The organism is Mangrovimonas sp. CR14, from assembly GCF_011764015.1.
In the GTDB taxonomy this organism is placed as follows: Bacteria; Bacteroidota; Bacteroidia; order Flavobacteriales; family Flavobacteriaceae; genus Mangrovimonas; species Mangrovimonas futianensis.
In genome coordinates this window covers 187,332-203,275 of the sequence record NZ_JAAFZY010000001.1, presented here as the reverse complement: position 1 = coordinate 203,275, position 15,944 = coordinate 187,332, and the positions used below count along the sequence as shown (strand labels likewise).

13 protein-coding genes and 1 tRNA gene are annotated in these 15,944 nt (G+C 35.8%); 2 read left to right on the top strand and 12 right to left on the bottom strand.

The features are described from left to right. Positions 1-12: 12 nt before the first annotated feature. The 8 genes from rsmA to GZ212_RS00765 all read right to left on the bottom strand — a co-directional run bounded on the left by rsmA (position 13) and on the right by GZ212_RS00765 (position 9,090). On the bottom strand, positions 13-789 hold the full coding sequence (gene rsmA / locus GZ212_RS00795) for a 16S rRNA (adenine(1518)-N(6)/adenine(1519)-N(6))-dimethyltransferase RsmA (RefSeq protein ID WP_166956338.1): 777 nt from the start codon (positions 787-789) through the stop codon (positions 13-15). A gap of 4 nt (positions 790-793) precedes the next feature. Continuing rightward, complete coding sequence (locus GZ212_RS00790) at positions 794-1,117, bottom strand: DUF4286 family protein (protein WP_053970585.1); 324 nt, start codon at positions 1,115-1,117, stop codon at positions 794-796. 17 nt (positions 1,118-1,134) lie between these two features. After that, the gene (locus GZ212_RS00785; protein WP_166956335.1) at positions 1,135-2,910 is read right to left on the bottom strand and encodes a tetratricopeptide repeat protein; all 1,776 of its coding nucleotides are present in this window, start codon (positions 2,908-2,910) and stop codon (positions 1,135-1,137) included. Between the two features lie 178 nt (positions 2,911-3,088). Next, positions 3,089-3,217 (bottom strand): hypothetical protein, encoded by a 129-nt coding sequence (locus GZ212_RS16180; protein ID WP_255349985.1) that lies wholly within the window; start codon positions 3,215-3,217, stop codon positions 3,089-3,091. Between the two features lie 136 nt (positions 3,218-3,353). After that, positions 3,354-4,625 carry a serine--tRNA ligase gene (gene serS / locus GZ212_RS00780; protein ID WP_166956332.1) on the bottom strand — a complete coding sequence of 424 codons (1,272 nt, stop codon included), beginning with the start codon at positions 4,623-4,625 and terminating at the stop codon, positions 3,354-3,356. Between the two features lie 87 nt (positions 4,626-4,712). Further along, complete coding sequence (locus GZ212_RS00775) at positions 4,713-6,023, bottom strand: HTTM domain-containing protein (RefSeq protein WP_166956330.1); 1,311 nt, start codon at positions 6,021-6,023, stop codon at positions 4,713-4,715. Continuing rightward, a complete protein-coding gene (locus GZ212_RS00770; RefSeq protein WP_370520421.1) occupies positions 6,013-6,966 on the bottom strand; it encodes a bifunctional riboflavin kinase/FAD synthetase in 954 nt (317 codons plus the stop codon). Before GZ212_RS00770 ends, GZ212_RS00775 begins: the two co-directional genes overlap by 11 nt. A gap of 60 nt (positions 6,967-7,026) precedes the next feature. After that, on the bottom strand, positions 7,027-9,090 hold the full coding sequence (locus tag GZ212_RS00765; protein ID WP_166956324.1) for a T9SS type A sorting domain-containing protein: 2,064 nt from the start codon (positions 9,088-9,090) through the stop codon (positions 7,027-7,029). A 357-nt stretch (positions 9,091-9,447) separates the two neighbouring features. On the opposite strand from GZ212_RS00765, the gene GZ212_RS00760 reads away from it, so the two are divergent. Then, a complete protein-coding gene (locus GZ212_RS00760; RefSeq protein WP_166956321.1) occupies positions 9,448-12,432 on the top strand; it encodes a zinc-dependent metalloprotease in 2,985 nt (994 codons plus the stop codon). A 52-nt stretch (positions 12,433-12,484) separates the two neighbouring features. On the opposite strand, the gene pth is transcribed toward GZ212_RS00760, so the two are convergent. From pth to GZ212_RS00745, 3 genes are all read right to left on the bottom strand, one after another. Then, positions 12,485-13,051 (bottom strand): aminoacyl-tRNA hydrolase, encoded by a 567-nt coding sequence (gene pth / locus GZ212_RS00755; protein ID WP_166956318.1) that lies wholly within the window; start codon positions 13,049-13,051, stop codon positions 12,485-12,487. A 141-nt stretch (positions 13,052-13,192) separates the two neighbouring features. Next, positions 13,193-13,843: a 50S ribosomal protein L25/general stress protein Ctc gene (locus GZ212_RS00750; RefSeq protein ID WP_166956315.1), complete on the bottom strand. Its 651-nt coding sequence runs from the start codon at positions 13,841-13,843 to the stop codon at positions 13,193-13,195. 27 nt (positions 13,844-13,870) lie between these two features. Continuing rightward, entirely contained in the window at positions 13,871-14,812 is a 942-nt protein-coding gene (locus GZ212_RS00745) for a ribose-phosphate pyrophosphokinase (protein WP_053970576.1), read from the bottom strand. 145 nt (positions 14,813-14,957) lie between these two features. On the opposite strand from GZ212_RS00745, the gene GZ212_RS00740 reads away from it, so the two are divergent. Further along, positions 14,958-15,041 (top strand) — tRNA-Leu (locus tag GZ212_RS00740). 87 nt (positions 15,042-15,128) lie between these two features. On the opposite strand, the gene GZ212_RS00735 is transcribed toward GZ212_RS00740, so the two are convergent. After that, positions 15,129-15,902: a LexA family transcriptional regulator gene (locus tag GZ212_RS00735; RefSeq protein ID WP_053970575.1), complete on the bottom strand. Its 774-nt coding sequence runs from the start codon at positions 15,900-15,902 to the stop codon at positions 15,129-15,131. Positions 15,903-15,944 lie beyond the last annotated feature (42 nt).

Genomic DNA, 15,944 nt, shown 5'->3' with positions numbered 1-15,944 from the left:
GGTTTTTTTGGGTTATTCTAAATCATTTTCAATTAGTTGGGTGAGCTCAATAAATTGCTCTACACTCAGCTGTTCCGGTCTTTGGTCAAATATAACATTTGCTTTTAATTTATCTGATAAATTAAAGGTTTTTAAACTGTTACGAAGGGTTTTTCTTCTTTGTTGGAACCCTTGTTTGACTACTCTGAAAAACAGTTTTTCATCACAGTCTAAAGCAAAGTTTTCTTTTCGTGTGAGTAATAAAACACCAGAATCAACTTTTGGTGGCGGGTTGAAAACGGTAGGTGGGACTGTAAACAAATAGGTGGCGTCATAAAATGCTTGGGTTAAAACAGATAAAATACCATAGGTTTTACTACCCGATTTTTCACAAATTCGTTGAGCGACTTCCTTTTGAAACATACCAGAAAACTCTGGAACTTGATCACGCATTTCCAACATCTTAAAGACTATTTGAGAGGAAATGTTATAGGGGAAATTACCAATTATAGCAAAAGGTTCATCTTTAAAAACTTCTTTTAAATCATATTTTAGGAAGTCTTTTTCAATGACTCTATCGGCTAGATTTAGATAATGGGTTTTTAGGTATTCGACAGATTCTGTGTCTATTTCAATAACATGGGTTGTTGTTTCTTTTTCCAAAAGATATTTGGTTAAGACCCCCATACCCGGGCCAATTTCCAAAACGTGTTGATATCCTTTGTAAGAAAGGGTATCTGCAATTTTTTTTGCAATATTTTCATCAGTCAAAAAATGCTGACCTAAATGTTTTTTGGCTCTTACCGACATAGACTTAATTAAACGTTACAGAATACTCATCGAGAACTTCCAGTTCTGTTCTAAAGGCCAAAACTTTATCAGCAAATAGTTTGAGGCCTTCTTGCCTAAGAATAGGAGCGTCATTTTCGTAATAATTCTCTAAATGGGTTCTTGATTTGGCATGGTATTGAACAGAATATGTGACACCTCCCATTTCTTCATCCACTAAAACTTTTATCAGTTTTGCTGCAGTAAAGTGCCCAGTAGCCAAAACCTTTGGTATGTGATTTTTAATCCATAATAACCATTGATCGTGTACACTTTCATCCACATTGAGAGTCACATTATATATCAACATAAAAAATAATTAAAGGGTTAATTAATGTCATCACCTCGTAAGCGGCGATAGGCTTTTCTAGCGTCTACAAAGTAAATGCTATCTTGATGATTAAAGACTATGTTTTCGTATAAATCTTTAGCCTTTTCAGGTTGATCCAGCACCTGGTTGTATAATTGAGCTAGATGAAAATAGGCATCATCCGCCAGTATATCATCTGCATAATTGGTAATGATAGATTGATAATTGGCAACGGCCAAATCATATTGATTTGTTTTTTCATAAAGCTGCGCTTGTTTAAACAAAGCCTGGTCTTCAATACTTTTTCCCGTATGATTTTCAAGGATGATAGCCAAAAGCGCAATGGCTTCATTGGTCTTGTTTTGAAACGCCAACAAGTCTGCCTTTGCATAAAGTTTTAAGGCTGTTTGCGTTGAATCTTCATATTTGTTATCGCGTATTAATAGCATAAGATCCAAAGCGTCATTTGCAATTAACTGTGAGGTAGATGATTTTAAAATGGTAAGCTGTGATTCTGCCCATTTAAAATCTCCTTTGTAATAGCTTGTTTTGGCAACTTTATATCTGGCCTCTTGGGATAGCGTACTGTTTTTTAAGTTTCTTTGAATTTGGGTATAATAAATTAGGGCCTCATTGAATTTTTCTTCAAAAACTAAAATATCGGCCAGTTCCATTTTTATTTTGGCTTCTTGAAAACCCGATAAAGTCATATCTAGGCTTCCTTTTAATAAGGAAATAGCCTGTGTTGTGTCATGCAGATAAAAGGCAGTTAAATGAGCGTGTAGAATTTGGAGTTCTAAAGTTTGGGGAGACATGCCATAAAGGTCAAAAATTTGTTGAAATTGTTGTGAGATTTTGGTGTAGTCTGAAGGTTTTGAGTTTTCAATCTGAATTTTTAGCAGATAGTAATTGGCTTCTAATTTTGTCTCTAAGTCTTGGGCAGTTTCTGATATGTAAGTGAAAATTTCAATAGCTTTATCATGCTGTTTGTCTGCATCTGCTACTAGGGCCAATTCCTTTATTCTATGAAAGCTTTCTGGTTTTCTGTTAAAAATAGCACGTTCTTGTGCAAAAGCTTTATGATACTCTTTTTGCTGAACAAATAACCAACTTAACATTTCATTCCAAAGCAGGTTAGGCTCGGTTTGGATTTTTTTTAGAAGAATCTTTTTCAGGATTTGATTATTCTCAGAGTCAGAATCATCGGTGATAAATTCGCCAAAATTTCTTTTGATGGTATTGACATAGGAATCATTTTTCTCTACAAAATCCAAATAGCTATCAAACATTTTTTCAATATTACCTTGATCACCATAGATTCTAGCCAATTGGATATTGAAGTCAAGCCCAGGGTTTATTTGCATGCCTTTTTCGTAGGTGGCAATGGCCAGGTCTAAAAGGGCTTTATCCTCAAAAGATTTTCCCAGCGTATAAACATAGGATGGGGTTTGGTCAATAAAAGCCAAGGCTTCTTGGTAATATTTATTGGCATTTTCCATGTCATTTTTTAACTGGTAATTATACCCTAATTCAACTAAAAAGGCGGGATTTCTGGATCTGGAAAGTTGAAAAGTAAGTATCTCTTCCGCTTTATTATATTGCTCCAGTTGTTGGTAGGATTTAATAAGATATTGGATGTAATTATAATTGTTGGGCGATTTGTCATAAAGTTGTTTGTAGCTAACAAACGCTTTTTCAAAATCTCCATTTTTGAAATACTCTCTAGCCAGAGCATCTTCCTGAGAAAAGCCTGAAAAAGATAATAGCAAGAAAGCAACAATCAAAACCCGCATAACCTTACTTTGGGTAAATATAACAAATCCATTCTTGGGATATTGCCAATGGTAATATAAAAAAATGCCTATACGGCAAGTATAGGCATTTTGCCAACCAAAATAAATGTGCTATTAATCAATGCTTGAATTAAACATGATTCAAATACTTGATTGGGGCTTTATCTTTAAACCTCAGTTATTCTGTATATATGGCAGCAGATGATTGATTTGGGTGTTGATCCAGTTTCAAGAAGTCATCTCCTAGAAACTTGGCGGCAAGAACGACCATGGCTGCAATTAATAATATGCGAAGGATATTCTTCATTTATAAGTAGGTTTGATTTTTTATGGTATGCTAACTTGCTAAAAAAATCTTAAAAAAGCAAAAAAAAATGACAAAAAAATAGATTACAACTAATTTTTTTGTCATTTTATCGTCAAAATAGGAAAAAACCTACATGTTAATCAATCATTTCGAAACCAGTGTAAGGAATTAGTGCTTTTGGAATCATAATGCCATTATCTGTTTGGTTATTTTCCAATATACCCGCTAAAACTCTAGGTAAAGCTAATGAGCTTCCATTCAAGGTGTGAGCCAATTCATTTTTTCCTTCAGAATTTTTAAATCGAAGTTTTAGCCTGTTTGCTTGAAAGGTTTCAAAATTAGAAACTGATGATATCTCTAACCATTTTTCTTGAGCTGTAGAAAAGACTTCAAAGTCATAAGTCAATGCCGAGGTAAAGCCTAAATCTCCTCCACATAATCTAAGGATACGATAAGGCAGCTCTAATTCTTGTAAAATACCTTTTACGTGATTAACCATGTTGTCTAGGGCATCATACGATTTTGAAGGATGCTCGACCCTTAATATTTCCACTTTGTCAAATTGGTGTAACCTATTCAACCCTCTTACATGAGCTCCATAACTTCCGGCTTCCCTTCTGAAACAAGGGGTGTATCCAGTAATTCCAATAGGTAAGTCCGTTTCATTCAAGATGACATCCCTAAAAATATTGGTTCCAGGAACTTCAGCCGTAGGAATTAAGTACAGATTATCTTCTGTGACATGGTACATTTGTCCTTCTTTGTCAGGTAATTGGCCTGTGCCAAATCCAGAGGCTTCATTTACCAAATGTGGTAGCTGATATTCTGTATAACCTGCTTCGGTATTTTTATCAAGGAAATAGGCAATTAAAGCTCGTTGCAGTCTAGCACCTTTTCCCTTGTAAACAGGAAATCCAGCTCCAGTAATTTTATTTCCTAATTCGAAATCAATGATATCATATTTTTTAGCCAATTCCCAGTGAGGTAAGGCATTCTCACTCAATTGCGGAATATCCCCTTCTCTAAATACCTCTTCGTTGTCAGTATCAGAATTTCCTGCAGGGACAATGTCATTTGGAACGTTAGGTATTTTGTATAATAGATCATTGAGCTCTTGAACCTTTTGGTTGAGTTGGTCGTTGAGCTGTTTGGATGTCTCTTTTAACTCAGATGTTTTGGCTTTTAATTCGTTTGCTTTGTCAGCTTGTCCTGATTTAAATAATAAGCCAATTTCTTTCGAGATAGCATTCGAATCTGCTAAAATATTATCCAGGTTTGCCTGAAGACTTCTTCTTTCCTCATCGGCCGAAATTACATTTTCAATCATTTCACTGGCGTCAATATTTCTTTTGGCCAGTCGCTTAATAACCTCTTCTTTGTTTTCTCTAATAAAAGGTACTTGTAACATAGGATAATATTTAGTTGATGGGTATTACCATCTGAAATTGAAGCACAAAATTAAGAAGATTTTAGGTTGCAGGAAATAAAAGCGAGCCTATTTTGAGGGTAATAACCAATTGGCATGTTTATAGGGCTCCCATGGGGTATTAGCGAGGTCAATTTCTGGATTGGTCAGCTGTTGGTAAGGTTTTCCATTTACGCTTATTTTACAATCCACATAAACCTCAATTTCTTGTCCATTTTTCTCATATTGCTTTTTAAGATGCTGTGCAAATTGCCAAATGGCATCTGGTTTTGTCGTTGCCAAACGCATTTGTTTTCTTGTGAGAAAATCGTCTAATTTTACTATTTGCGATTGGTTTTTTTCTTGGTCTACGATTTTGTAGGTGGCAATCCCTTGTTTAGATCTTAACATCATGCGCCATGACATTCGGTGGCCTTCCTCAGTCCATAGAACGTCATCCTGTATGAGATGGTGCCTGAGTGGAAACCCAATTTGAAATAGAAAGTATAGGCCTAAGAGGGATAAATACAGCTTATGATATTTTGGAATTTCAATTTCTGAGCCTTCGTAAAAAGGTTTCTTCTTTAGAAACAAATTGTGAATAGTTTTGGGTTCAAAGAAAAATAGGGCAAATGCTAAGGATAAATAAGGGAAAATACCAACCTGAAAAACAAAGGAGTTAAAGAGGTGAAAAAATATAGATGCAAAAAAGGCCCATTTTCTCGTGGGTTTAAAAAGTAACAAGGGAATAATAAGTCCGTCAAAAATTATACCTCCATAGGTTAAAAAATAATGAACCGATCTATGTTGTAATAAATCTCCAACCAAATAATAATGTTGTTTCCCTTTCATGAGCAGTTCCATAACGGTTAGATCTAGCCAATCGGGATATATTTTATTGATGGATGCGTAGCTATATACAATAAACATCTGAAGTATAAAGACCCATCGACACCAATTAGGCATAGAAATTTTTTGCAAATTTGGGTTACGTTTAGCATCAAAGGAGGTATGCTTATGGGCGGGCATAATGACCATGATGGCACTCAAGAGGATGAGCAAGTAATAGTGGTTATTATAAGATGATTTTTGCATGAGATAACAACCCAACCACATGAGAGTAAACATCAAAGCTGAAAATCTGTATTTAAAACCAACCATAATGAACAACCCAAAGATTCCCATGAGCACATAATAAGCATACATGCCATAACCTGGCAACGGTTGAAGCCATTCAAACCCTATAAATGAAAAGGTGAAATCTGGATCAATAAAAGCCTTTTTTACCCAACCAGTAAAAATGGCGCCGACTGATTCCAAAAAACATAGCAATCCGAAAATAATTCGAAAGACGATAAGCGAACTGTTATCTATTTGTTTAAATAGGAATTTATTGATCATAGGTTTTTATAAAATCCAAAGAAAATGCTTTGTCTTTATCCAGCTGTTGCACCAAATCATCCAATCCATCAAATTTTTCTTCATCTCGAATTCTGGTCAAAAAATGTATGGTAAGTGATTTGTTATATAGGTCTTGGTTTAATTCAAAAAAATGAACTTCAATAGATTCCTTTTCATCATCCTTTACCGTAGGATTAAGTCCTATGTTCATCATGCCGAAATAGGTTTGGCCTTCAATAGTTGATTTGACGACATACGAACCTATTTTGGGAATCAATTTGTAAGCTTCAGGAATTTGTATGTTGGCGGTTGGATATTGAAGGCCTTTTCCAAGGCCTTTTCCTTTAACAACTTCTCCTGTAAGCATAAACTCATAGCCTAGATAGGTGTTTGCTGTTTGAACGTCACCTTCTTTTAAGGCATTTCTTATTTTGGTAGAACTTACGGCCACTTCATCGATGTCTTGCGCAGAAATTTCCTCAACCTCAAATCCGAATTCCTCTCCAAAAACTTTCAAATCTTCAATATTGGCATTTCTATTTCTCCCAAAATGGTGGTCGTATCCAATGATGACTTTTTTTGCATGTAGTTCTGCTACTAACACTTGAGACACAAATTCTTCGGCAGTCAATCTTGAAAAATCTAAATCAAATTTTTTGATGTAAAGGTAGTCTAACCCCAAACCTTCCATTAATTGAGCTCTTTCATTAATGGTATTGATTAGTTGGATTTTGGCATCTTTTTGAAGAACCATTCTAGGATGTGGAAAAAATGTAAGGGCAATGGATTTCAAATGATTGGATTTGGCCGAATCAACCAATTTCTCAATAATTTTTTGATGACCAATATGAACACCATCAAAAGTTCCAATAGTGACCACTGAAGGGTCTTCAAATTTTTTTGATGACGTGTTAATTATTTCCAAGAATGAGAATTTTTTCAAAAATAAAAAAGAGGATTGACATTTGTCAATCCTCTTTGTGAAAAATCATATGTAAACAAACTATTCTTTAATGAATGGAATAGAAATAGCTTGATCGTTTTTATTGATTTTAATGAAATACATACCATTGCTGAATTCTGATGTGTTGATCATTAAATCAGCATTTGATCTGATAGATTTACTAGAAACAACTTGACCTAATACATTATAGATGGTGTAGTTGTCTGGTAAATCACTCGTTGTTTTGATATTTAAAATTCCTTTTGAAGGATTCGGGTATATCGAAATAGTTTGATTTAGTTGGAATTCTTGAGTGCTTAAAGCATTGATTGTAAATGTAAATGATTCGCCATTTCCATAATCACAACTGTTAGCAAATTCTTCTCCGTTGGAGCTTAAAGCGTAGTATCCGTTTACATCAGGAACAGCGTCCCCACCAATACATATACCATCTCCAAACGAATCGTAGATTGAAAAAGTGTAGCAACCATCACCTAATGTGAAAGCTTGAGTATCTAATTCATCCATGTACGTAACGGTAACTTCTCCAGTCCAAGGGTTTTGAGTGAATTCACCATCTTCATATGGTCCACCACTGTATAAAACAGCTCCAGATTCATCAGTTAATTCCCATGTAATCTCGCTTCCATAGATGTCAGGTTGTACATTCAATACAATTTCTGAACCTGTTTCTAAATTGGTAGCTGAAACAAAATCTTCTGAGTCATTATCATTATTAACATTCATATCTGTGGCACCATTTGCATCAACAAGTGATACGTTAAAGGTGTGCTCTCCTTCACTAATTGACATCGCACTTAATGTAATAGTTTCAGAGTCCCCAAAATTAACTAGGTTTCCAGTCCAAGAATAAGAGTCAGAAGTCGCGCCATCTATATCAAATTCAATGGTTACAGAGGTTAGTGCATTATTCCCTTGGTTGATTAAGGTAATATCAGGTGAAATGGTGTATTCACAATTGTCAATGTTTAATGCATCAATTTTAACTCTACCGTCCAAATCATAAACCATGGCTGGCTCACAAGCTGTAGAAGTTAATAGTTCTAACCTTCTTGGGCTATTTTCCATAACGGTTGCAATTCTTGAACTTTGATCTGCTGTAAAAGTATCCATACATTCGTCATTGGTATAATCCATGTAATTCTCGATCATATCATTTAAAGAATCGGATGTACAAGAGTCTGTCGTTACACAGTCGAAGTTTGAATCTGCAGCAGCAGGTGTATCAGCACAGTAATCATCTACAGAGCAACCACCATCACCCCATATGTGTCTTAACCCTAACCAGTGACCAGCTTCATGCGTAAGTGTTCTACCAAAACCATAAATCCCACCATTAGGATTTGGAGTGTCCATAGAGCCTATTGCATAGTAAGTTACTGCAACACCGTCAGTATTGGCATCACCTCCATTTACATTTAGGCCAGATAATCCGGAATCACTAGGAAATTGAGCATAACCTAATATTCCTCCAGAAATGTCGGCTACCCAAATATTAAAATATTGATTGGGATCCCACTGAGTAGCAGGTTTTAAATTTGTTTCAACTTCTCCTGTTGAAAAAGGACCTTGTCCGAAATCTGTAATTCTATTAATTCCGATTTCATCCAGTTGATTACCTTCTTCATCTACTTGAGCTAAACAGAATTGTATTTCGGTATCAGCGGCTACATCAAATGAACTACCTGCTAAATTAGCATAGTCAATATTTAATTGTTCAATTTGAGCATTTATTAATGTTTCTGATACATTTTCTGAGCCTGATCCGTCTGTGAATATATGAAATATGACAGGTATGGTCATAACGGTATTTACATCTCGTTGAGTTTTGACCTTATTCTTTCTAGCCTCTAATTTAGGGGCTAACCAATTTTCAAATTCTGCTTCTGTTGATCTGTTAGGGAATTTTTCTTGAAGCGATAGTTCATATTCATCAGTCACACATTTGATGGTTCCATAATCCTGAAGACCTTTTAGGTTTTGAGGGGTGTAATTTTGATTAAAAACCTTATTTGATAAAGGTCTTTTTTCTTGGGAATGCATTGATTCTGTGATTAATACGCTGATAATGCATATTAAACTTAACAGAGTAGTTTTTTTCATATCTTAATCAGTTTAGGGTAAAATCGGCGCTAAATGTACAAAAAACTTAAGAAAAAGATTGATTTTGTGATAATATGTAAGTTTTATTTTGATTTAAAAGGAGAATATTTCAAAAATGGAATGGTATTTTGAATTTAAAGTGTGGGCAAAACAAGAATTCTCGGGGTATATTGTGAAAAAATATTTTGTTTTTAAAAGATCTAACTAGTTAAAAAATAGGCAATATAAAAAGTGGAATTGATAGTGGAGATTTTGACGTAAAATAGGCTTGTTCTCAAATTCTTTTTTGAACACGATAAAATTGTTTCATTAAATTCAAAAAATTATATTTGATAAACTCCTAAAAAACAATTTTTTATGAAAACAAAACTACATTTTGCCTTTTCTCTAATGGTTTTTTTGTTTGGCTACTCTTCATTCTCCCAAAGCAATGGTTGGAGCAAGTCAACGCTTACTAGTGAAAATGAAAGGTTGGCTATCTCTAAGTTTCATTTGAAAAATGATGAGGTAAGTATCTTTGACTTGAATGCTAATGCGTTTAGGCAAGGTTTGGTTTCTGCTCCTTTAAGAGGACAAGGAATCAGTTCAAATACGGTAATAGAAGTTCCAGGTGATAATGGAAATCTTGAATCCTTTCTTATTTATGAGGCTCCTGTATTTTCACCATCTTTGTCTTTGAAATTTCCTCAAATTAAATCTTATGTTGGATTTGGGGTGACAAATCGGGGCGCAAAACTTCGTATGAGTGTTAGTCCTCAAGGTGTCCAAACCATGATTACATATATGGACAGGGAAGCTTATTTTTTAATGCCTGTTTCGCATGGTTCTTCCAAGTACGTACTTTATAAGAAAAGCTCAAAAAATGATTTTGTAGATGAATTTGTTTGTTCTACCATTGATGAAATGGTCGAAGCCAATAAATTGTCTCAACAAAACAATCAATTTGACGCCAATGATCAAACTTTAAGGTCTTATCGTCTAGCTATGTCAGTTACTGGAGAATATACTGTTTATCACGGTGGAACGGTAGAAGGAGCCTTGGCGGCTATTAATGCTTCTATAACAAGAGTAAATGAAGTATATGAAACAGATATGGCTATAACCTTTTTAGTTGTAGATGCCCCAGAATTGATTTATACAAATCCTTTCAATGATCCATATTCTCCAGCATCTGGTATGGGAAGCTGGAATGGACAGCTTCAAAATACCTTAACGAATACTATAGGGGAAGCTGCCTATGATATTGGACATTTATTTGGTGCTACTGGAGGTGGAGGGAATGCAGGATGTATTGGTTGTGTGTGTGAAGATGGTTCTAAAGGAAGTGGAATTACTAGTCCAGCTGATGGCATTCCAGAAGGGGATAATTTTGATATTGATTATGTAGCTCATGAGTTGGGTCATCAAATGGGAGCAAATCATACCTTCGCTTTCAGCACGGAAGGAACAGGAGTGAACTCAGAACCTGGAAGTGGTTCTACTATTATGGCTTATGCTGGGATTGTATCTGGTCAAAATTTACAAATGCATAGTGATGCTTATTTTCACTATCACAGCATCAACCAAATTATGAATAATATAGCTACAGCCCCTAATAATTGTGCGGTAACAACTACTATTACCAACAATCCCCCTCTCGCAAACGCAGGAAATGACTATCACATCCCTAGGGGGACCGCTTATGTGCTAAAAGGAGAAGGAACAGATCCTGATGGAGGTGATGTTTTGTCTTATTGTTGGGAACAAACAGATAGCGGACAAGTTGTTGCATCCAATTTTGGACCGTCCCTATTTGCAGGGACAACAACCAGATCTTTAATGCCAACCGATACACCAGATAGATACATTCCGAAATTTAGCAGGGTTCTTGACGGAGAATTAACTGAAACTTTTCCTGGTTTAAATGGAGATTGGGAAACAGTTGTTAATGTTGCTAGGGATTTGAATTGGGCTCTTACTGTAAGGGATAGGGATGCCACGGCTGTTGGCCTTAATGGACAGTCTAGTTTTGATTTAATGACTATTACCGTGGAGGATGTAGCTCCATTTACTGTGGGCACACCGCCTACTTGGGAACCAAATTCTACGCAAACAGTTACTTGGAATGTCGGTTCTACTACAAATGCAAGTATCAATTGTCAAACGGTTAACATTTTATTGTCCTTAGATGGAGGAGCTACATTTACTGAAGTAGCATCAAATGTGACCAATGATGGTTCGGAAGAAATAAGTGTTCCAGATGTTATTGTAGATAACGATGCAAGGTTATTGGTTGAGGCAGCCGACAATATTTTTTATGCTGTTAGTGAGTCCTTTTCCATATCTAACGAACCAGATTTTGGAATATCATTAGTAAATTCACCGGCATTGGGGTGTTCTGAAGATGAGGTGACCTTAGACCTCTATTATCAGGTGACCAATGGGTTCAATGAAACTACAACGCTATCGGCAAGTGGGAATCCCGCAGGGACTACTTTAACTATCAGTCCAGAAACTTTAACTACTGATGGCGCCTTTACAGTTGGTTTGACTGGATTAAGCTCTGTAGATAGTGGGACCTATACAATTACTATTACAGGTACTTCAGCATCTTTAACCAAAGAAATTGAAATAGATTTAATACTTACCAATGGCGTTTGTACTTCGGTAGCTAATATGGATTGGGATACGAGTGTGACTAATTTAACATTTAATACCATTGATAATTCATCAGGGAAACCATCTGGATATAGTGATTACACTGATATAGGAACTGAGGTGAATAGAGATGAAGCTTATGACTTATCGGTAAGAGTAAATACCGATGGGAATTATGCTTTAGGAACCATGGTGTGGATAGATTGGAACCAGAATTGTGTTTTTGAAGCGAGTGAAGAGTATAATATGGGTATTGCTCAAAATGTTTCAGATGGAGAAACAAGTGAGTCGCCTTTATCTGTTATTGTGCCTAGTGATGCAGTGCTTGGAACCACCACTTTACGAGTGGTTACTCAATATGCTCAATTCCCTTTAGCTTGTGATAGCGATCATGACGCCGAAGTTGAGGACTATTCCGTTACTGTATTACCTTCCTTAAGTGTTGGAGAATTTGATTTGAATAGTTTTAGCGTTTTCCCTAACCCAAATAATGGAAGCTTTACGGTTCAATTCAATGGTGTTATGGGGGATGTCAATATCGATGTTTATGATATCAGAGGACGAAAGGTTTATAATAATTTAGTGAATAGCAACAATTCAGATTTCAGTACTACCATTGATTTAGGAAGTGTACAGTCTGGAATGTATCTATTAAATATTTCTACTGGAAACCAAAAGGTTACCAAAAAGGTTATTGTAAATTAATAGGAGCGCACGATAAGCTACAAATAAAAGAGGGAGCTAAATGCTCCCTTTTTTATTTTCCATTAAAAGTATTCATGGTATTTGAAACACCTGAGAGGCCAAATGATTTAATTAATTTGGAAGCGGTTTCAAGTCTTTCTTTTAATTTCACTTGTTCTTCTTCATTCCACTCTCCTAATACATAATCTACTTGTCTGCCCTGACCAAAATCATTGCTGATGCCAAACCGAAAGCGGTTGTATTTATTTGTGTTTAATTTATCTTGAATATCCTTCAAGCCATTATGTCCGCCATCACTGCCTTTAGTTTTTAATCTTAAAGTGCCAAATGGCAAATTGAGATCATCTGTTATAACCAAAAGGTTTTCTAAAGGGATCTTTTCTTTGGTCAACCAATATTGAACCGCTTTACCACTCAAATTCATATAGGTGCTTGGTTTAAGTAGGATGAAGTTTCTTCCTTTTAATTTGTAGGTGGTGACATCCCCTAATTTTTGTGTTTCAAAAGTTAGGTCTTCGGTACTTGCCAAATGATCTAAAACTTTAAAACCAATATTATGTCTGGTATTTTCATATTTCTCACCAATGTTGCCTAAACCAACGATCAAAAATTTTTTCATGGGATCAGTTTCTTCACAAATTTGTATGTCTTGTTGCTTGAATAAGTTCTTAAAGAAGGATAGCACGTTTCTCTTTTTTGTAAAAATAAAAAAGCATCCTTTATGTTAGGATGCTTTTTATATAAATAGGTAAAACCTAATCTATTCTTGTGCTTCTGATGTAGCTTCAGCTCCTTCTGCTGCTGCAGTTTCTTCTCCTTCAACTTCATCTTCATCATCTTCATCCATACCGGCCAATGCCATTGCAGCTCTTGCTCTCTTAATTTGGCAAACAACTGTATTTTCAGTATGCATGATTTTGTAATCGTCATTTTCTAAAGCGGTTACATAAAGTTTGTTACCTATTCTCATTGGAGTTACATCTACTTCAATGAAGTCTGGTAATAAGCTAGGGATAGCTCTAACTCTAAGTCTACGAGAGTTTTTACGTAACACACCACCAGCCTTAACACCTCTAGAGTTTCCTACAAAGTGAACAGGAACTTCCATAGTAATAGGTCTGTCTTCGTATAACTGATAGAAATCTATGTGTAAGATTCTGTCAGTTACAGGGTGAAACTGGATATCTTGCATAATTGCGTTGAAAGACTCTCCATTTTCTAGGTTAATTACAACTGTGTGAGCATTCGGGGTGTAAACCAGGTGTGAGAATGCAATTTCATCAGCTGCAAAATGTACTGGTTTGTCTCCTCCGTATAACACGCAAGGAACCTGGCCAGCATTACGTAAGGCTTTTGTTGACTTTTTGCCCACGCTTTCTCTTTGAGATCCGTTGATTGTAATTGATTTCATTTTTCGCGTTTATAATTAATTATTAAATTACATAACAAATTTAGAACTGATTGACTTGTTGTAATGTACATTGTACATCACATCGGCAAATAAATCGGCACAACTTAAAACTCTTACTTTCTTGCTTTCTTGTTTTAATGGAATAGAATCTGTGACGATTAATTCCTCAAGTTTGGAGTTTTCAAGTCTTTCATAAGCATTTCCAGATAAGATAGGGTGAGTACAAATAGCTCTTACGCTTTCAGCACCACGCTCCATCATTAAATCTGCTGCCTTGGTCAATGTTCCAGCGGTATCAACCATGTCATCTACTAATACCACATTTTTACCTGTAACGTCACCAATCAATTCCATATGCTCAATAACATTGGCTTTGGCACGTTGCTTGTAACAAATTACCACATCACTTCCTAAGGCCTTTGAATAGGCATAAGCTCTTTTAGAACCTCCCATATCAGGAGAAGCAATGGTCAAATTATCTAAATTCAAACTTTTTAGATAAGGTAAAAAGATGGTTGAAGCAAATAAATGGTCAACCGGTTTTTCAAAGAACCCTTGTATTTGGTCTGCGTGCAAATCCATTGTAATAATTCTGGTTGCTCCCGCAGCTTCCAACATTTTTGCTACCAATTTGGCGGCAATAGGTACTCTTGGCTTGTCTTTACGGTCTTGTCTTGCCCAACCAAAGTAAGGCATCACAGCCGTAATATGTCTAGCCGATGCTCGTTTTGCCGCATCTAGCATTAACAACATTTCCATTAAATTGCTAGGTCCAGGATGCGTGGAACCTATTACAAAAATTCTGGCGCCTCTAATAGATTCTTCATAGGATGGTTGAAATTCACCATCACTATAAGTAGAGGTTATAACGTTGCCTAAAGGCTCACCAAAGGCTTTTGCAATTTTTTCACCTAATACTTGACTTTGTGTACAAGCAAAAATTTTCGCTTCGGTTTTAACTCTGGGCATGGTTAATAGGTTGTTTAGTAACTATTTAATACGGTTTCTTTAAACGAGGTGCAAATTTATGAATTTATTTCAACAGAAAAACAATAAAAGCTGTAATTTTTGATTGTTGGTATAAATTTATTTTTTACTTTTGCAGTCCAAAATTGCTTGAGTGGCGGAATTGGTAGACGCGCTGGATTCAAAATCCAGTTCCGGTTTCGGAGTGTGGGTTCGATTCCCACCTCAAGTACATAAAGTCCTTACAATGATTTGTAAGGGCTTTTTTTATGCTTAATTGGATGGGAAATACTAGCTGAAGATTGTGTTTTTAGTGATTTTATTTAACCACTTTCTTTAGGGCTTGCAATTCAACTCCCAAAGACTGAAATAGGTTTATAATACTGCTTATTTTTAGTTCTTCCTCATTGTACTCTTGGGTGTTGATGCTACAAGTAAATTCCCATAATTCCAATACTTCATCAATGGGAACCGTATAAGGTTCGTAATGAGGGTTGTCTGAGACTAAAAGCAGATTATTCTGTGATTCAATTTGGTTAAATACTCTTTTGTATACCATCCCATCATTAAGGGTCAGCAATACATAGGTCTTTCCATTGGTGATGTCACTTCGATCTTCAATAAATTTTCCTACCACATAAGCACCATCTTTCATGGGGAGCATAGAGTCTCCTTTTATAGGAAATGCGCGGTGTTTCCCAGTGGGTAGAAAGGGCAGTTTTATTTTGTCTAACTGTTCTATATACTCTGGGTCATCATACCCGGCCAGATAGCCTGCAGAGGCTTTTGTGGGAACAATTTCAATAAGGTTTTCATTGGTTTCATCGACAGTTATCGGGAATAGAATCCGTTTGTTGCCCACTTCTATAAAGGAGGTGTCCTTGGCTTTGGTAAGGTCTTTTTTAATGAGAATGTCAATAGGAATTTTAAAATAATCTGAAAGTTTGATCAACATATCCACATTAGGAATGGACCTTCCTTCTTCATAAGAACTTATTCGTGACCTTGGCACTTTTAAGTCTTCGGCAAAGGCTTCTTGGGTGATTCCTTTTAAGTTTCTTAAGTGACGAATATTTTTTGTGATGTACTTCATTTGCTACAAATATAAGCAATAATTGCTTAAAAATGTAGCTAA

What these genes read in the sequence shown, in the direction of transcription:
- rsmA (WP_166956338.1), bottom strand. Translation starts at nt 789, where the DNA reads ATGTCGGTAAGAGCCAAAAAACATTTAGGTCAGCATTTTTTGACTGAT.
- GZ212_RS00790 (WP_053970585.1), bottom strand. Translation starts at nt 1,117, where the DNA reads ATGTTGATATATAATGTGACTCTCAATGTGGATGAAAGTGTACACGAT.
- GZ212_RS00785 (WP_166956335.1), bottom strand. Translation starts at nt 2,910, where the DNA reads ATGCGGGTTTTGATTGTTGCTTTCTTGCTATTATCTTTTTCAGGCTTT.
- GZ212_RS16180 (WP_255349985.1), bottom strand. Translation starts at nt 3,217, where the DNA reads ATGAAGAATATCCTTCGCATATTATTAATTGCAGCCATGGTCGTTCTT.
- serS (WP_166956332.1), bottom strand. Translation starts at nt 4,625, where the DNA reads ATGTTACAAGTACCTTTTATTAGAGAAAACAAAGAAGAGGTTATTAAG.
- GZ212_RS00775 (WP_166956330.1), bottom strand. Translation starts at nt 6,023, where the DNA reads ATGATCAATAAATTCCTATTTAAACAAATAGATAACAGTTCGCTTATC.
- GZ212_RS00765 (WP_166956324.1), bottom strand. Translation starts at nt 9,090, where the DNA reads ATGAAAAAAACTACTCTGTTAAGTTTAATATGCATTATCAGCGTATTA.
- GZ212_RS00760 (WP_166956321.1), top strand. Translation starts at nt 9,448, where the DNA reads ATGAAAACAAAACTACATTTTGCCTTTTCTCTAATGGTTTTTTTGTTT.
- pth (WP_166956318.1), bottom strand. Translation starts at nt 13,051, where the DNA reads ATGAAAAAATTTTTGATCGTTGGTTTAGGCAACATTGGTGAGAAATAT.
- GZ212_RS00750 (WP_166956315.1), bottom strand. Translation starts at nt 13,843, where the DNA reads ATGAAATCAATTACAATCAACGGATCTCAAAGAGAAAGCGTGGGCAAA.
- GZ212_RS00745 (WP_053970576.1), bottom strand. Translation starts at nt 14,812, where the DNA reads ATGCCCAGAGTTAAAACCGAAGCGAAAATTTTTGCTTGTACACAAAGT.
- GZ212_RS00735 (WP_053970575.1), bottom strand. Translation starts at nt 15,902, where the DNA reads ATGAAGTACATCACAAAAAATATTCGTCACTTAAGAAACTTAAAAGGA.